Origin of the sequence: Pseudomonas sp. BIGb0558 (assembly GCF_024807515.1) — a bacterium.
GTDB classification, from domain to species: domain Bacteria; phylum Pseudomonadota; class Gammaproteobacteria; order Pseudomonadales; family Pseudomonadaceae; genus Aquipseudomonas; species Aquipseudomonas yamanorum_A.
Genome location: NZ_JANUEW010000044.1, coordinates 17,466 through 32,248 on the forward strand (window position 1 = coordinate 17,466; position 14,783 = coordinate 32,248).

16 protein-coding genes are annotated in these 14,783 nt (G+C 59.8%); 5 read left to right on the forward strand and 11 right to left on the reverse strand.

Annotation, left to right across the window (positions count from 1 at the left end; genetic code table 11):
• Positions 1–5 precede the first annotated feature (5 nt).
• Positions 6–548 (reverse strand): YaeQ family protein, encoded by a 543-nt coding sequence (locus M2400_RS29420; RefSeq protein WP_177129083.1) that lies wholly within the window; start codon positions 546–548, stop codon positions 6–8.
• Between the two features lie 147 nt (positions 549–695).
• On the opposite strand from M2400_RS29420, the gene M2400_RS29425 reads away from it, so the two are divergent.
• Both M2400_RS29425 and M2400_RS29430 read left to right on the forward strand, forming a co-directional pair.
• On the forward strand, positions 696–1,895 hold the full coding sequence (locus tag M2400_RS29425) for a CaiB/BaiF CoA-transferase family protein (RefSeq protein WP_177129085.1): 1,200 nt from the start codon (positions 696–698) through the stop codon (positions 1,893–1,895).
• Positions 1,895–2,773, forward strand: a complete 879-nt coding sequence (locus M2400_RS29430; RefSeq protein WP_259196361.1) for a TIGR02285 family protein — start codon at positions 1,895–1,897, stop codon at positions 2,771–2,773. The genes M2400_RS29425 and M2400_RS29430 overlap by 1 nt, the downstream gene beginning before the upstream one ends.
• Before the next feature lie 171 nt (positions 2,774–2,944).
• On the opposite strand, the gene M2400_RS29435 is transcribed toward M2400_RS29430, so the two are convergent.
• Positions 2,945–3,229: a DUF3509 domain-containing protein gene (locus M2400_RS29435; protein ID WP_003209570.1), complete on the reverse strand. Its 285-nt coding sequence runs from the start codon at positions 3,227–3,229 to the stop codon at positions 2,945–2,947.
• A 301-nt stretch (positions 3,230–3,530) separates the two neighbouring features.
• Between M2400_RS29435 and M2400_RS29440 the strand changes: the two genes are divergently transcribed.
• Positions 3,531–3,752, forward strand: a complete 222-nt coding sequence (locus M2400_RS29440; protein ID WP_177046954.1) for a hypothetical protein — start codon at positions 3,531–3,533, stop codon at positions 3,750–3,752.
• A gap of 87 nt (positions 3,753–3,839) precedes the next feature.
• Here M2400_RS29440 and thrC read toward each other — a convergent pair whose 3' ends face one another.
• The 9 genes from thrC to ffh all read right to left on the reverse strand — a co-directional run bounded on the left by thrC (position 3,840) and on the right by ffh (position 12,499).
• Entirely contained in the window at positions 3,840–5,249 is a 1,410-nt protein-coding gene (gene thrC, locus M2400_RS29445; protein ID WP_177114770.1) for a threonine synthase, read from the reverse strand.
• Between the two features lie 67 nt (positions 5,250–5,316).
• Positions 5,317–6,621: a homoserine dehydrogenase gene (locus tag M2400_RS29450; RefSeq protein WP_003209580.1), complete on the reverse strand. Its 1,305-nt coding sequence runs from the start codon at positions 6,619–6,621 to the stop codon at positions 5,317–5,319.
• Between the two features lie 126 nt (positions 6,622–6,747).
• The gene (dsbC, locus tag M2400_RS29455; RefSeq protein WP_259196359.1) at positions 6,748–7,479 is read right to left on the reverse strand and encodes a bifunctional protein-disulfide isomerase/oxidoreductase DsbC; all 732 of its coding nucleotides are present in this window, start codon (positions 7,477–7,479) and stop codon (positions 6,748–6,750) included.
• Between the two features lie 154 nt (positions 7,480–7,633).
• Positions 7,634–8,530: a site-specific tyrosine recombinase XerD gene (xerD, locus tag M2400_RS29460; protein ID WP_010176826.1), complete on the reverse strand. Its 897-nt coding sequence runs from the start codon at positions 8,528–8,530 to the stop codon at positions 7,634–7,636.
• Positions 8,531–8,927: 397 nt separating this feature from the next.
• Complete coding sequence (gene rplS, locus M2400_RS29465; RefSeq protein ID WP_003175895.1) at positions 8,928–9,278, reverse strand: 50S ribosomal protein L19; 351 nt, start codon at positions 9,276–9,278, stop codon at positions 8,928–8,930.
• Between the two features lie 45 nt (positions 9,279–9,323).
• Positions 9,324–10,034 (reverse strand): tRNA (guanosine(37)-N1)-methyltransferase TrmD, encoded by a 711-nt coding sequence (gene trmD / locus M2400_RS29470; protein ID WP_237151084.1) that lies wholly within the window; start codon positions 10,032–10,034, stop codon positions 9,324–9,326.
• A gap of 43 nt (positions 10,035–10,077) precedes the next feature.
• Entirely contained in the window at positions 10,078–10,614 is a 537-nt protein-coding gene (gene rimM, locus M2400_RS29475; protein WP_003175898.1) for a ribosome maturation factor RimM, read from the reverse strand.
• A gap of 5 nt (positions 10,615–10,619) precedes the next feature.
• Positions 10,620–10,871 (reverse strand): 30S ribosomal protein S16, encoded by a 252-nt coding sequence (gene rpsP, locus M2400_RS29480; RefSeq protein ID WP_003209587.1) that lies wholly within the window; start codon positions 10,869–10,871, stop codon positions 10,620–10,622.
• A gap of 251 nt (positions 10,872–11,122) precedes the next feature.
• A complete protein-coding gene (gene ffh / locus M2400_RS29485; protein WP_177046972.1) occupies positions 11,123–12,499 on the reverse strand; it encodes a signal recognition particle protein in 1,377 nt (458 codons plus the stop codon).
• A gap of 219 nt (positions 12,500–12,718) precedes the next feature.
• Here ffh and M2400_RS29490 point away from each other — a divergent pair, with 219 nt between their 5' ends.
• Both M2400_RS29490 and M2400_RS29495 read left to right on the forward strand, forming a co-directional pair.
• Positions 12,719–13,531, forward strand: coding sequence for an inner membrane protein YpjD (locus tag M2400_RS29490; RefSeq protein WP_026078135.1), 813 nt, complete (start codon positions 12,719–12,721; stop codon positions 13,529–13,531).
• A 12-nt stretch (positions 13,532–13,543) separates the two neighbouring features.
• Positions 13,544–14,782 (forward strand): transporter associated domain-containing protein, encoded by a 1,239-nt coding sequence (locus M2400_RS29495; RefSeq protein ID WP_259196358.1) that lies wholly within the window; start codon positions 13,544–13,546, stop codon positions 14,780–14,782.
• The last annotated feature ends 1 nt before the right edge of the window (position 14,783 follow it).

The window sequence follows — 14,783 nt, forward strand, 5'->3', positions numbered from 1 at the left end:
ACGTTTCAACCGCGCTCGCCGACCAGCCATTCCAGCTGGACTTCGTGCTGGCCACGGTCGTCGGTCACGAAGATAGTGCCTTCACTGATCATCACATCCCACTTGATCACCCGCGGCATGTCCTTGGCCAGGACTTCCAGGATTTCCTGGGGGACAGCGGCGATGCTCACGTTTTTCAGGTTTTTCGCCACCGGCACCACTTTGCCTTCCCAGACGCGCAAGCTGCCATAGGCCAGCAACGTGGTGCGTTCGGTACGGCGCGAACACCAGGTCAGGCGGTCGGCATCCGGCTGGCCGACTTCGATCCAGTGCAGGACGCGATCATCCAGGCTTTTTTCCCACAATGCCGGCTCGTCTACATCTGACAGGCCACGACCAAAAGACAACTGCTCGTTGTAGAAAAGGGCGTAGGCCAGCAAACGCACGGTCATGCGCTCTTCGGTTTCCGAAGGATGGCGGGCAATGGTCTGCTTGACGCTCTCGTACACCGAACGATCGAGGTCGGTGAGGTTGAGTTCAAACTTGTAGGTCGTGGACGGCTGGGCCATGAACGGACTTCTAGAGACAGGGAAAGGCGGCAAGTCTAACCGATGGCGAGGTGATTCAACGAATCCTGCGCTGCATCATCCTTATCACTGCGCCACTCGCCTATGTTAAAAGGCATCACATCCCCGTACCGCGCTTGAAGGATCCTCATGTCGTTTACCGCCAAACCGCTTGCCGGCCTGAAAGTCATCGAACTCGGCACCCTGATTGCCGGCCCGTTCGCGTCCCGCATCTGCGCCGAGTTCGGCGCCGAGGTGATCAAGGTCGAATCCCCCGATGGCGGCGACCCGTTGCGCAAGTGGCGCAAGCTGTATGAAGGCACTTCGTTGTGGTGGTTTGTGCAGGCGCGCAACAAGAAATCCCTGACCCTGAACCTGAAACACCCGGACGGCCTGGCGATCCTCAAGCAGTTGCTGGCGGATGCCGACATCCTGATCGAGAATTTTCGCCCTGGCGTGCTGGAAAAGCTCGGCCTGAGCTGGGAAACCTTGCACGCCCTGAACCCGAAACTGGTGATGGTGCGCCTCTCGGGCTTCGGCCAGACCGGGCCGATGAAGGATCAACCCGGGTTTGGCGCGGTGGGTGAGTCAATGGGCGGCCTGCGCTATATCACTGGTTTCGAGGATCGCCCGCCAGTGCGCACCGGGATCTCCATCGGCGATTCAATCGCGGCGTTGTGGGCGGTGATTGGGGCGCTGATGGCCCTGCGGCATCGCGAGGTCAACGGTGGCCTGGGGCAGGTGGTGGATGTGGCGCTTTATGAAGCGATCTTCGCGATGATGGAGAGCATGATCCCGGAGTTCGACGTCTTCGGCTTTATCCGCGAGCGCACCGGCAACATCATGCCGGGCATTACGCCCTCCTCGATCCACACCAGCCAGGACGGCAAGCATGTGCAGATCGGCGCCAATGGTGACGCGATCTTCAAGCGGTTCATGTCGGCCATTGGCCGGGAGGACCTGGCCAATGACCCGGCCCTGGCCAGCAACGATGGCCGCGACAGCCGTCGCGATGAGTTGTACGGGGTGATTGATCGCTGGGTCAATTCGCTGCCGCTGGAGCAAGTGGTCGAGCAACTGAACAAGGCCGAAGTACCCGCCAGCCGCATCTACAGTGCTGAAGACATGCTGGGCGACCCGCAGTTTCTCGCCCGCGAGATGTTCCTCAAGGCGCAGCTCCCCGGCGGCAAGGACTTCAAGATGCCGGGCATCGTGCCCAAACTTTCAGACACCCCGGGCAGCTGTGAATGGGTCGGGCCGCAGTTGGGCGAGCACAACGCCGTGGTGCTCAATGAATTGGGCTACGACGCTGCGGCCATTACGCGCCTGCGCGAGGATGGCGCAATCTGATGGCCCGGCGCTTCATCATTCGACTCTGCCTCCTGGGCTCACTGCTCGGGGGGTGGCCGCTGTCGAGCCACGCCCAGGAAACCCTGATTTGGCTGTTGCGTGACCTGCCGCCGGTGACGATTTTCGAAGGCCCGCAAAAAGGCCAGGGCGTGCTCGACCAACTGCTGCCGATACTCGCCAACCATATGCCGGAATATAAGCACCAGATTCTCCACGTGAACCGTGCGCGGGGCATGCAAATGCTCCGCGACCCCGGCACGCTGACGTGCGACCCGTCCCTGCTGTGGACGGCAGAGCGCGCGAAAACCATCGTTTTTTCCACCCAGGCCTTTGCGTCAGCGAGCAATGGGGTAACGATCCGCCAGAGTCAGCGGGCTCTGCTGGCGCCGTTTGTAGTGGATGGCCTGTTTGACCTGGAGGCGTTTTTGAATGCCCGGGATGCCCGCCTTGGCATCATCGCCGAACGCAGCTATGGCCCCATCATCGATGAAGCGCTGAAGCACGCCAGCACTCACAAGCTGGCACCGCACTACGGCAATGACGCCCTCGGCAGCCTGCTGCAAATGCAACGCAAGGGACGACTGGAAGCGGTACTGGGTTACGGGACAGAAGTTCGCTATCAGGCGCTGCAACAGGGCATTGATCCCCAGGACCTGATCTTCTACCCCATCAAAGGGACCGCGCCCTATCAACTGACCCGCATTGCGTGCACCGACAACGCAGCAGGCCGCAAGGCCATCGAGCGGATCAATCATGTGCTGCACGAGATACCACAGGAGCAACTGCGACAGTCCTACGCCTCCTGGCTCGACCCGGTCACGCGTGAGCAGTACCTGAAAGACAACCCGACGTTTTTCCAGGATGCCCCTCTCCCCTGACAAATCGCGGGCAAAAAGAAACCCCGAGCAGTGGGGAGACAACTCGGGGTTAATAAGGGCCTAAAAAGACCAGTAACAACGAGCCACAAGCACCGGAGCACAATGCTTGATCTCGCTGTTACAAAATCTGACTCGCCTTGCCGTAGGAAGGTTCCCAACAAAAATAAATCTTCATGCGCAGGCAATCGGCCGAGTCAGGGCCGCGTTGCGCAGAGCCGCCATGACCGAGGGCTCCAGGCGTCCTTCGGCAATCATCAGGTCGCGGTGCAGACAGTCCACCACATCCACCAACGCACGCTTGTCGGTCAATTGCGCCTGGTCGACTTCACGCTCGACCACGATGGCACCCGCAGGATTCTTTACGGTTACCAGGCATTCGCCCTGCACACCCGAGGTGGTCAGCGTGACCTGGTAAGGGCTCAGTGCTTCACCGAGCAATAGGCTGATACTTTCCATCTCGATCACCACTCAATAGTTCGGGAACAATCGTGTAAACGGGAGCTGCATCTATCCTAAGTGACTATTTGCGTCGTAGGAAAGTTCGCTTTTTCGTCTTTCAAGGGTTGCCGGGGATGACGTGACCAGCATGCGCTTGCAACATGACAACCAGAAAACGGCGGCACATAACTGCTTACTCAATGGGTCGCTGTTTTGGCGCTGCTGCGAGAGGTGAATCCTATACTCGATGAGCGCTGACCACTTTGCCCTGCAGGCAAAAGTGCATGTCGAAGGGCCCTTATTGCGAAGGATAAAGACGATGTTGGAACAGAACGAACAACAGGCAACGATAGAGAAAATGCACGCTGATGTATCACGCATCTATGCTGAAATATCACGGATCTACGCCGAACAACGCAAGCTGAACGCGGAAACCCATAAGATAACCCGTGAAAACTTCTGGTACCCCATGGGCGTCGCAATGGCTGTTGTTGCGACAATTTCCTCGATCACAGCAATGGCAATCAAACTGTTCCTATAACCGCCAGGCCTTCAAGAAACGAAAAACGCCGCTGACCCAAGGATAGGAAAGCGGCGTTTTTGTGTGCGCCGAAGCGCAGCGCGTTCTTTACAACGGCTTGCCACGATTCCCGTGCTGGCTGACAAACGCCTGCACAGCTTTCAGGTCATTGGCCAACACCGTGCAACGCTCTTCACGCTCAAACAGGTCGGTGAGGTGCGGTGGCAATTCCAGCGCCTTGCCAACACCGGCCTTCTCCACCGCTTCCGGGAATTTGACCGGGTGCGCAGTGCCGAGAATCACCATCGGGATGTCCAGGCTGCGACGGCATTCGCGCGCGGCCTTGACGCCAATGGCGGTGTGCGGGTCCAGCAGCTCGCCGGTCTGGGCGTAGACTTCGGCGATGGTCTCGCAGGTTTCTGCGTCGTCCACGGCCAGGGAATCAAACAGCTTGCGGGTTTCGGTCCAGCGCTCTTGCTCGACGCTGAAACCGCCACCTTGCTTGAAGCTGTCCATCAGGCCGGCCAGGGCAGCGCCGTTGCGACCGTGCATGTCGAACAGCAGGCGTTCGAAGTTCGACGAGACCATGATGTCCATCGACGGCGACAGCGTGGCGTGCAGGGTTTCCTTGACGTACTGGTTGCCGCTCATGAAGCGGTGCAGGATGTCGTTGCGGTTGGTGGCGACGATCAACTGGTTGATCGGCAGGCCCATGTTGCGCGCCAGGTAACCGGCGAAGATGTCGCCGAAGTTGCCGGTTGGCACCGAGAACGACACCGAACGCGCCGGGCCGCCCAGCTGCAGGGCGGCGTGGAAGTAGTAGACGATCTGGGCCATGATCCGCGCCCAGTTGATCGAGTTCACCGCTACCAGGCGCGTGCCCTTGAGGAAGCTCTGGTCGGCGAAGCTCGCCTTGACCATTTCCTGGCAGTCATCGAAGTTGCCTTCGATGGCGATGTTGTGGATGTTCTCGCCGAAGATGGTGGTCATCTGCCGGCGCTGCACTTCCGACACACGGTTGTGCGGGTGCAGGATGAAGATGTCGACGTTTTCGCAGTGCTTGCAACCTTCGATCGCCGCCGAGCCGGTATCACCGGAGGTGGCGCCGATGATCACCACGCGCTCGCCGCGCTTTTCCAGCACGTAATCGAGCAGGCGACCCAGCAGTTGCAGGGCAAAATCCTTGAACGCCAGGGTCGGGCCGTGGAACAGTTCCAGCACCCATTCGTTACCGTTCAGCTGGCGCAACGGCGCGATGGCGCTGTGGGAAAACACGCCGTAGGTTTCTTCCAGGATCTTCTTGAAGTCGGCATCCGGAATGCTGCCGGCAACGAACGGGCGCATGACCCGGAATGCCAGCTCGTGATACGGCAGGCCGGCCCAGGAGGCGATTTCTTCCTGGGTGAAGCGTGGCAGGTTTTCCGGCACATACAGGCCGCCGTCAGTGGCCAGACCGGCCAGCAAAACGTCTTCGAAATTCAGGGCCGGTGCCTGGCCGCGGGTGCTGATATAACGCATGACTGGCTCCTCTAGAGCATGCTTGAACAAGGGCCGCCGAACGTGTGGGGCCCTTGCCGCAAAACGATTAGTTCAGGTGTTCGACGCGAATCCGCACCACCGGTCCAACCACGCCCTGCAACGCTTCAAGCGCGGCAATGGCATCGTTGATGTGCTGTTCCAGCACGCGGTGGGTCAGCAGGATCATGGGCACCAGGCCGTCTTGTTCTTCGACTTCCTTCTGCATGATCGATTCAATGTTGATGCCGCGCTCCGACAGGATGCTGGCCACCTGGGCCAACACGCCCGGATGATCCTTGGCCTGGATGCGCAGGTAGTAGGCGCTTTCGCAGGCTTCGATCGGCAGGATCGGGTGGGCCGACAGCGAGTCCGGCTGGAAGGCCAGGTGCGGTACGCGGTTTTCCGGGTCGCTGGTCATGGCGCGAACCACGTCCACCAGGTCGGCGATCACCGACGAAGCCGTAGGCTCCATGCCGGCGCCGGCGCCGTAGAACAGGGTCGAACCGGCAGCGTCACCGTTGACCATCACGGCGTTCATCACGCCATTGACGTTGGCGATCAGGCGGTCAGCCGGGATCAGTGTCGGGTGCACACGCAACTCGATGCCGGCCGGGGTGCTGCGCGCCACACCGAGGTGCTTGATGCGGTAGCCCAGGGCTTCAGCGTAGTTCACGTCGGCGGTGGTCAGTTTGGTGATGCCTTCGGTGTAGGCCTTGTCGAACTGCAGCGGGATGCCAAAGGCGATGGACGCCAGGATGGTCAGCTTGTGGGCCGCGTCGATGCCTTCCACGTCGAAGGTCGGATCGGCTTCGGCGTAACCCAGTGCCTGGGCTTCGGCCAGCACGTCTTCGAAGGTACGACCCTTCTCGCGCATTTCGGTGAGGATGAAGTTACCGGTGCCGTTGATGATGCCGGCCACCCAGTTGATACGGTTGGCGGACAGGCCTTCACGGATCGCCTTGATCACCGGGATGCCACCGGCCACGGCCGCTTCGAACGCCACAATCACACCCTTCTCGCGGGCCTTGGCGAAGATTTCGTTACCGTGCACGGCGATCAGCGCCTTGTTGGCGGTGACCACGTGCTTGCCGTTTTCGATGGCCTTGAGCACCAGCTCGCGGGCCACGGTGTAGCCGCCAACCAGTTCGATGACGATATCGATTTCAGGGTTGGTGGCGACTTCGAAGACATCGTTGGTAATCGCAATACCGGTCGTTTGGAACTGAGGCTTTGGCGTACGCGTGGCAATTTGTGCCACTTCAATCCCACGCCCTGCACGGCGGGAAATTTCTTCAGCGTTACGCTGAAGTACGTTGAAGGTGCCGCCACCGACGGTCCCTAACCCACAGATGCCTACTTTGACCGGTTTCACTGAAGAACTCCCCATGAAACGGCCGACTCAAGGTCGGCCGTGAAAACAGCCGCACAACTGCGGCTCTCTATTAATGACCCGCCGAATGGTCGGCCAGTCATGATCGTCAAGGCTCGACGATAGTGCTTACTTTGCGTTCAGTGCCAGTTTGGCAACTTGCGGCGCAGGCTGGTAGCCCGGAATCACCTGACCATCAGCCAAAACGATGGCCGGCGTACCGTTCACGCCAATCGACTGGCCGAGGGCGAACTGCTTGGAAACCGGGTTGGCGCACTTGGCCGCCTTGATTTCCTTGCCATCGACCATCTTGTCCATGGCGGCTTTCTTGTCGGCCGAACACCAGACGGCTTGCAACTGCTCGTCACCCGGCGAACCCAGGCCCTGGCGCGGGAACGCTACGTAGCGCACCTCAACACCGAGCTTGTTCAGCTCAGGCACTTCGGCATGCAGCTTGTGGCAGTACGGGCAGGTGGTGTCGGTGAAGACGGTGATGTGGGTCTTGGTTTCGCCGATGGCCGGGTACACCACGGTTTCAGCCACCGGGATGCCGTTGATCAGCTTGGACACGCCCAGGCGCTCGGCTTTCTCGGTGAGGTTCACCGGCTTGCCATCTTTCAACTGGAACAGGTAGCCCTGGACGATGTACTGGCCATCGGCGCTGGCGTACAGCACGCGGCTGCCCTTGAGCTTGACTTCATACAGGCCGGCCATCGGGCTGGCATTGATGCTTTCTATCGGGGTGTCGAGCTGGAGGGCTTCCAGGCTCTTGCGGATAGTCTTCTCGGCGGCGTCGTCGGCGACGGCAAAGGTTGAGACCAACGCAATGGCTGCGATGGCAAAAATCTGGGTCACGCGCATGGGAACTCCTGAAGGCAGATGCAGGGACGGGAGCAGGAACACCGATCTTCAAACACGGGTTTGGGCCGTCCCCTTTGCGAACCGGCAAAGCCTACCACAGTTGGGCCGCAGGGCAGCCAGTCGCGGGGAAATTGGGCTTTTTCCGATGGGTTTTTCATCCACGGGGATGGTGCTTGGCGTGCATGTCCTGCAAACGTGCGCGCGCGACGTGGGTGTAGATCTGGGTGGTGGACAAGTCGCTGTGCCCCAACAGCATTTGAACCACGCGCAAATCCGCACCGTGGTTGAGCAAATGCGTGGCGAAGGCATGGCGCAGGGTGTGGGGCGACAGCGACTTGCCGATGCCGGCAACCTTGGCCTGGTGCTTGATGCGATGCCAGAAGGTCTGGCGGGTCATCTGCTCGCCACGCTGGCTGGGAAACAGCACATCGCTGGGGCGACCGTTGAGCAACTCGCTGCGGGCGTCACGCATGTAGCGCTCGATCCACACGATCGCCTCCTCCCCCATGGGCACCAGGCGCTCCTTGCTGCCCTTGCCCATCACCCGCAACACACCCTGGCGCAGGTTGACCTGCTCCAGGGTCAGGCTGATCAGCTCGGTGACACGCAGGCCGCAGGCATACAGCACTTCCAGCATGGCGCGGTCGCGCTGGCCGATGGCTTCGCTCAGGTCGGGGGCTGCCAACAGGGCTTCGACGTCGGCTTCCGACAGGGATTTGGGCAATGGCCGGCCCAGCTGCGGCATGTCGATTTGCAGGGTTGGGTCGATAGCGATCAGCTTTTCCCGCAGCAGGTAGCGATAAAAGCCACGTACACCGGAAAGAAACCTCGCAGTGGAGCGAGGTTTGTAGTTCTGCTCCAGGCGCCAGGACAAATGATCGAGGATCAACTCACGACCGGCGTTGAGCAGCTCCAGGTTTTTCTCCTGCAGCCAGCCATTGAACAACGCCAGGTCGCTGCGGTAGGCCTGGCGGGTGTTGTCCGACAGGCCTTTTTCCAGCCAGAGGGCATCGAGGAAGCGGTCTATCTGGGGGTGATCGATGGCGGGCATGGGGGCTCAAGCTGGGAAGGTGGCGATGTCGGGTAGATCCTATCGCAGCACAGGCATCTACACATCAATGAAGGCGGGCAAATAATCTGTGGCGAGGGAGCTTGCTCCCGCTGGGGCGCGAAGCGGCCCTGATTGACCATTGAAGTCCAACAGAAAGACTTCTATTGCAGGTTTCAGGACTGCTGCGCAGCCCAACGGGAGCAAGCTCCCTCGCCACAAAAGCGACTCGATTCAGGATCAGTCGGCAAACCCTGGATGGCCTTTTCTCGGACAGGTCGGCACGGCGCTGGATTTCTTCGAGGCGGGTGGTCATGAACAGGTACCAGGGAAATAGACAAATTTCAGGCAACAAAAAAGCAGCCCGTAGGCTGCTTTTTTCTGCATCGGGAAGCTGGACTTAAGCCAGTTTTTCCTTGATGCGAGCTGCTTTACCGGACAGGTCACGCAGGTAGTACAGCTTGGCTTTACGTACGTCACCGCGACGTTTAACGGCCATGCTGTCGATTTGCGGGCTGTAGGTCTGGAAAGTACGCTCTACGCCAACACCGTTGGAGATTTTACGAACAGTGAAAGCACTGTTCACACCACGGTTACGCTTGGCAATTACCACGCCTTCGAACGCTTGCAGACGCGAACGGTCGCCTTCCTTCACTTTCACCTGAACGACAATGGTGTCGCCCGGGGCAAAGGTAGGGATCTCTTTGGTCATCTGCTCTGCTTCGAGTGCAAGGATGATTTTGTTAGTCATGCTGTGCTCCTAAGGTAAGTCGTCGGACCTACCATCGATACGTTGTTAACTATCGTCCCGCGCGAGGATGTATTCCTCGAGCAGCTTCTTCTCTTCTCCAGAAAGCGAGCGGCTTTCCAGAAGATCGGCGCGTCGTTCATAGGTCCGCCCGAGGGACTGCTGTAAACGCCAACGCCGGATGTGTGCGTGATTGCCACTTAGCAATACGTCGGGAACACGCTGATCCGCATACACCTCCGGTCGGGTGTAGTGCGGGCAATCCAGCAAACCATCCGTGAAGGAATCTTCCTCCGCGGAGTCCGCATGCCCTAAAGCTCCAGGCAGCAGTCGTGTAACCGCATCTATCAGGACCATCGCCGGCAGCTCGCCGCCAGACAGGACATAGTCCCCAATCGACCACTCTTCATCGACATGAGCATCAATAAAACGCTCGTCAATGCCTTCATAGCGACCGGCAATCAGGATTAATGCTTCCAGATTCGCCAACTCGCGTACCGCCGACTGATTCAGCTGACGGCCTTGAGGGGACAGGTAAATTACCTTCGCCTTCTCCCCGGCGGCTGCCTTGGCCTGAACCAACGCGTCTTCCAGGGGCTTGATCTTCATCACCATGCCCGGGCCACCGCCAAATGGGCGATCGTCCACAGTGTGATGTCGATCCGTCGTGTAGTCTCGCGGGTTCCAACAGGTGAGCTGCAAGAGCCCCTGTTTCACCGCCCGACTGGTGATGCCGTACTCGCTGATGGCGGAAAACATCTCGGGAAACAAACTGATCACTTCAACGCGCAGGTTAGCCACGTTAGAAGTCCGCGTCCCATTCCACCTTCATCTCGCCCGCTGCCAGGTCGACGGCCAACACGCATTGCTCGGTATAGGGCAACAGGCGTTCGCGATCATCCAGGCTGCCAGCGCAAGGCTTGACCACCATTACATCATTGGCGCCGGTTTCCAGAAGATGATCGATTTTCCCGAGCAATTGCCCGAGTTGATCAATAACCTTCAGACCTTCCAGCTGGTACCAGTAGTACTCGCCGTCGGTCAATTCAGGGAACAGGTTGCGCGGCACGCAGATCTCATAACCGGCCAGAAGACGAGCTTCTTCACGATCATCAAGACCCTTGAGCTTTGCGACCAGGAACTTGTCGCTCCCGCGTCCACTGACCAGCTCTACCTGTTTCACACTACCTTCGCGCTTGAGCGTCCAGGTCTTGTACTGCAACAGGTTTTCAGTCGGATCAGTAAAGGAATACACCTTCACTTCGCCGCGAACGCCATGAACAGAGTAAATCTTGCCGATAACGATCAAATCATCAGCAACCGCTGGCGTCGCGTTCATATTGCTCAGGCCGCAGCCTTAGATGCATCCTTCAACAACTGAGCAACGCGCTCAGAAGGTTGTGCACCAACGCTCAGCCAGTAGGCTACGCGCTCTTGGTTCACGGACAGACGGACTTCTTGACCACGAGCGATCGGGTTGAAGAAGCCTACTTGTTCCTTGTGAGAGCCGTCACGTGGGTTGCGGCTGTCAGTTACGGTCAAGTGGTAAAACGGGCGCTTTTTGGAGCCGCCAAGGGCAAGACGGATTGTTAGCATGTGAACATCGTTCCTGTAGTCGGTGCTGCAAATCTAAATGCACAGCGGGCATAGGTGCCCGAAAGGCCGCATATTCTAAGGAATATCCGGACTTTTGCAAATGTCTTTTTCTGGCGCCTATCAGCGTGCCATTCAGATCTGCTATAGAGCCGTCGGTTAAAACGGCAAGTCAGCTCCCGCCAATGGCGGGTTTGCTGGAGATCCCGCATCCCTGCGGGTCGGAGCAGGAGCAAAGCTCCCGCTCGAATTCTTTACATTTTCGGCATGCCGCCGCCGGGCAACATACCGCCCATGCCGCGCATCATCTTGGCCATTCCGCCTTTTGCGGAGAATTTCTTCATCATCTTCTGCATCTGCTTGTGCTGCTTGATCAAGCGACCGATGTCCTGCACCTGGGTGCCGGAACCCATGGCGATCCGACGCTTGCGCGAACCGCTGATCAGCTCAGGGTCGCGGCGCTCGGCCGGGGTCATGGAATTGATGATGGCTTCCATCTGCTTGAATTGCTTCTCTGCCGCGCCCTGGGCATTGCCCATTTGCGCCAGGTTCACGCCGCCCATGTTCGGCAGCTTGTCCATCAGGCCGCCAAGGCCGCCCATGTTCTTCATCTGTTGCAGCTGGTCGCGGAAGTCTTCGAGGTCGAAGCCCTTGCCCTTCTTCAGCTTTTTGGCCAGCTTGTCGGCCTTGTCCTTGTCGAGGGTCGCTTCCGCTTGCTCGATCAGGCTGAGCACGTCGCCCATGCCGAGAATACGCGAGGCGATCCGCTCAGGGTGGAACGGCTCGAGCGCTTCGCTCTTCTCGCCCATACCGATGAACTTGATCGGCTTGCCGGTAATCGCACGCACCGACAGCGCGGCACCGCCACGGGCGTCGCCGTCGACCTTGGTCAGGATCACACCGGTCAGCGGCAGCGCATCACCAAAGGCCTTGGCGGTGTTGGCCGCATCCTGGCCGGTCATGGCGTCGACCACAAACAGGGTTTCTACCGGGTTGATCGCGGCATGCAGCGCCTTGATCTCGCCCATCATCTCTTCATCGATGTGCAGGCGACCGGCGGTATCGACGATGACCACGTCGATGAATTTCAGCTTGGCTTCTTTAATAGCGGCCTGGGCAATGTCGACCGGCTTCTGGCTCAGGTCGGACGGGAAGAAGGTCACGCCCACTTCACCCGCGAGCATTTCCAGCTGCTTGATGGCGGCCGGACGGTAAACGTCCGCAGACACCACCATCACCGACTTCTTCTTGCGCTCTTTAAGGAAGCGCGCCAGTTTGCCGGCGGTGGTGGTTTTACCCGCACCTTGCAGACCGGCCATCAGCACCACGGCCGGCGGTACGGCGCTGAGGTTCAAATCTTCGTTGGCCGCGCCCATCAGGCTTTCGAGTTCGGCCTGGACGATCTTCACAAACGCCTGGCCCGGCGTCAGGCTGCGGGACACTTCGGTGCCCACCGCGCGCTCTTTGACCGAGTTGACGAAGTCCTTCACCACCGGCAAGGCGACGTCGGCTTCCAGCAACGCCATGCGCACTTCACGCAGGGTGTCTTTAATATTGTCCTCGGTCAGCTTGGCCTTGCCGGTGACATGGCGCAGCGTCTGCGAGAGACGGTCAGTCAGATTTTCAAACATGCGCGATCCTTTCAGGCCCTATGTTAGACCGAGGTAATGGCGGCCCAGGCTGTGGTAAATCGCTATTAAAAACAGCGCTCGGCGAGCCTGCGGCGTGGGCAGGTCGCGGATTATAGCGAAGACTGTCGCCATGCACACCCGCTGTCTGGCCTGAGAGTCTTTCGTGTTACGCGGGTGTATGCCAAACTCAGCGCCTTTCGGGCCTGCTTAACAGGATTTATGCTCCCTTTGTCACCCAGTTTGCTACCCAGCCTCGCCGCCGCCATCTTGTATGCCGCTGCGACCCTCTATCAGGGCACTCGTCTGGCCCAAGGCGCCAAGGCCGACAAACGCCTGTTGGTAGGCCTTGGCGTTCTCGCCCTGCTGGCTCACGCCGCCAGCCTGTTCACGCATTTGATGACGCCGGTGGGCCTGGGCCTGGATTTCTTCAGCGCCGCCAGCCTGATTGCCGCCGCCGTGATCGCACTGACCCTGATGGCCTGCTACCGGATCCCGGTGGAGAACCTGCTGGTGCTGTTGTTCCCGCTTGGGGTGCTGACAGTGCTGCTGGCGCAATTCACCCCGACCGGCACCGTGCAGGTCATTGATGAAGAGCCGGGCATCCTCGCCCACATCCTGCTGTCGATCCTCGCCTACGGCATGTTCACCATCGCGGTGTTCCAGGCCTTGCTGCTGCTGTTGCAAGACCACCAGCTCAAGCACAAGCACCCGTCCGGGCTGATCAAGAACTTCCCGCCGCTGCAAACCATGGAAAGCCTGCTGTTCGGCTTCCTCTGGGCCGGCTGGACGCTGCTGTCGCTGTCTCTGATCTCCGGCTGGCTATTCGTCGAGAACCTGTTCGCCCAGCACCTGGTGCACAAAACCCTGCTGGCGTGCCTGGCCTGGGTAGTGTTCAGCGTGCTGCTGTGGGGCCGCAACCGCCTCGGCTGGCGCGGGCACAAGGCGATCCGCTGGACCCTGGCCGGTTTCTGCCTGCTGATGCTGGCCTATTTCGGCAGCAAGCTGGTTCGCGAATACATCCTGCATATCTGACGGGCAGCCGACATGGACAACTTGCCCTTGGGGCCGATGCTTGCGGTAGTAGCCTTGCTGGTTTTATGGTCGGCGCTGTTTACCGCCATCGAAGCCGCCCAGCAACATTTGCTGGCCCTGCGCCCCGGCACCCGCCAGGGTGACAAAGCCGCCGCCCGCCTGAATTTCCCGCGCAACAGCCTGATCCTTTGCAACACCCTGTGCCGTGCCGTGGTGGTGATTCTCTGCACGTTGCTGGCGATCTACGCCTGGGCAGAAAACGGCCCGTGGCTCGGCTGGGTGATCTCCAGTGCCGTCCTGCTGGTGCTGGCCGACTATCTGCCGCGCGCCCTGGCCACTCGCCACCCGCAAACCATCCTTGGCTTTGGCAACACCCTGCTGAGCGTGCCGTTGAAAATTCTGTACCCGCTGGCCTGGCTGCTCAACGGCGTCAGCCTTGTGCTGCTGCGCCCGTTCGCCCGCAAGGCCGGCGTGGTCAAGAAGAGCGACGAGCCACAGCCGGACCAGGACGGCGAACCGGAAGCCGAAATCCCCAACACCCGCGCGCCGGGCATGCCAGGCATCCACGCCCTGGACAACATCACCGTGAATGACATCCTGGTGCCCCGCAGTGAAGTGGACGGCATCAACCTGGATGACCCGATCGAGGAAATCATCGAGCAACTGCGGGTTTCTACCCGCACCCGGTTGCCGGTGTTCCACAGCGATATCAACCAGGTCGAAGCCGTGCTCAATACCCGGCAGATCCGCCACCTGCTGCCGGACGCCAGCCTGACCAAGGAAGCGCTGCTGGCGGCCTGCCACGAGCCCTACTTCGTCCCGGAAAGCACGCCGCTGCAGCTGCAATTGCTGAACTTCCACAAGCAACAGCGTCGCCTGGGCATGGTGGTGGACGAATACGGCGAAGTCCTGGGCATCGTGACCCTGGAAGACATTCTTGAAGAAATCGTCGGTGAGTTCGAAAGCGAGCAGCACCTCGACAACCCCCACATCCAGCCGCAACTGGATGGCCGCTACGTGATCGACGGCGCCGCCTCGATCCGTGATTTGAACAAAACCCTCGGCTGGCACCTGCCCAGCGACGGCCCCAAGACCCTCAACGGCCTGGTGACCGAAGCGCTGGAAACCATTCCGGACTGCGCCGTGTGCCTGAAAATCGGCCGCTATCGCTTGGAAATCCTCGAGACCGAGGACAACCGCGTGGCCAAGGTGCTGATCTGGCACACCAGCACGGTGCCGGTCGCCGCTTAAG

Coding starts and splice junctions, on each gene's coding strand:
- M2400_RS29420 (WP_177129083.1), bottom strand. CDS start 548: ATGGCCCAGCCGTCCACGACCTACAAGTTTGAACTCAACCTCACCGAC.
- M2400_RS29425 (WP_177129085.1), top strand. CDS start 696: ATGTCGTTTACCGCCAAACCGCTTGCCGGCCTGAAAGTCATCGAACTC.
- M2400_RS29430 (WP_259196361.1), top strand. CDS start 1,895: ATGGCCCGGCGCTTCATCATTCGACTCTGCCTCCTGGGCTCACTGCTC.
- M2400_RS29435 (WP_003209570.1), bottom strand. CDS start 3,229: ATGGAAAGTATCAGCCTATTGCTCGGTGAAGCACTGAGCCCTTACCAG.
- M2400_RS29440 (WP_177046954.1), top strand. CDS start 3,531: ATGTTGGAACAGAACGAACAACAGGCAACGATAGAGAAAATGCACGCT.
- thrC (WP_177114770.1), bottom strand. CDS start 5,249: ATGCGTTATATCAGCACCCGCGGCCAGGCACCGGCCCTGAATTTCGAA.
- dsbC (WP_259196359.1), bottom strand. CDS start 7,479: ATGCGCGTGACCCAGATTTTTGCCATCGCAGCCATTGCGTTGGTCTCA.
- xerD (WP_010176826.1), bottom strand. CDS start 8,530: ATGCCCGCCATCGATCACCCCCAGATAGACCGCTTCCTCGATGCCCTC.
- rplS (WP_003175895.1), bottom strand. CDS start 9,278: ATGACTAACAAAATCATCCTTGCACTCGAAGCAGAGCAGATGACCAAA.
- trmD (WP_237151084.1), bottom strand. CDS start 10,034: ATGTTTTCCGCCATCAGCGAGTACGGCATCACCAGTCGGGCGGTGAAA.
- rimM (WP_003175898.1), bottom strand. CDS start 10,614: ATGAACGCGACGCCAGCGGTTGCTGATGATTTGATCGTTATCGGCAAG.
- rpsP (WP_003209587.1), bottom strand. CDS start 10,871: ATGCTAACAATCCGTCTTGCCCTTGGCGGCTCCAAAAAGCGCCCGTTT.
- ffh (WP_177046972.1), bottom strand. CDS start 12,499: ATGTTTGAAAATCTGACTGACCGTCTCTCGCAGACGCTGCGCCATGTC.
- M2400_RS29490 (WP_026078135.1), top strand. CDS start 12,719: ATGCTCCCTTTGTCACCCAGTTTGCTACCCAGCCTCGCCGCCGCCATC.
- M2400_RS29495 (WP_259196358.1), top strand. CDS start 13,544: ATGGACAACTTGCCCTTGGGGCCGATGCTTGCGGTAGTAGCCTTGCTG.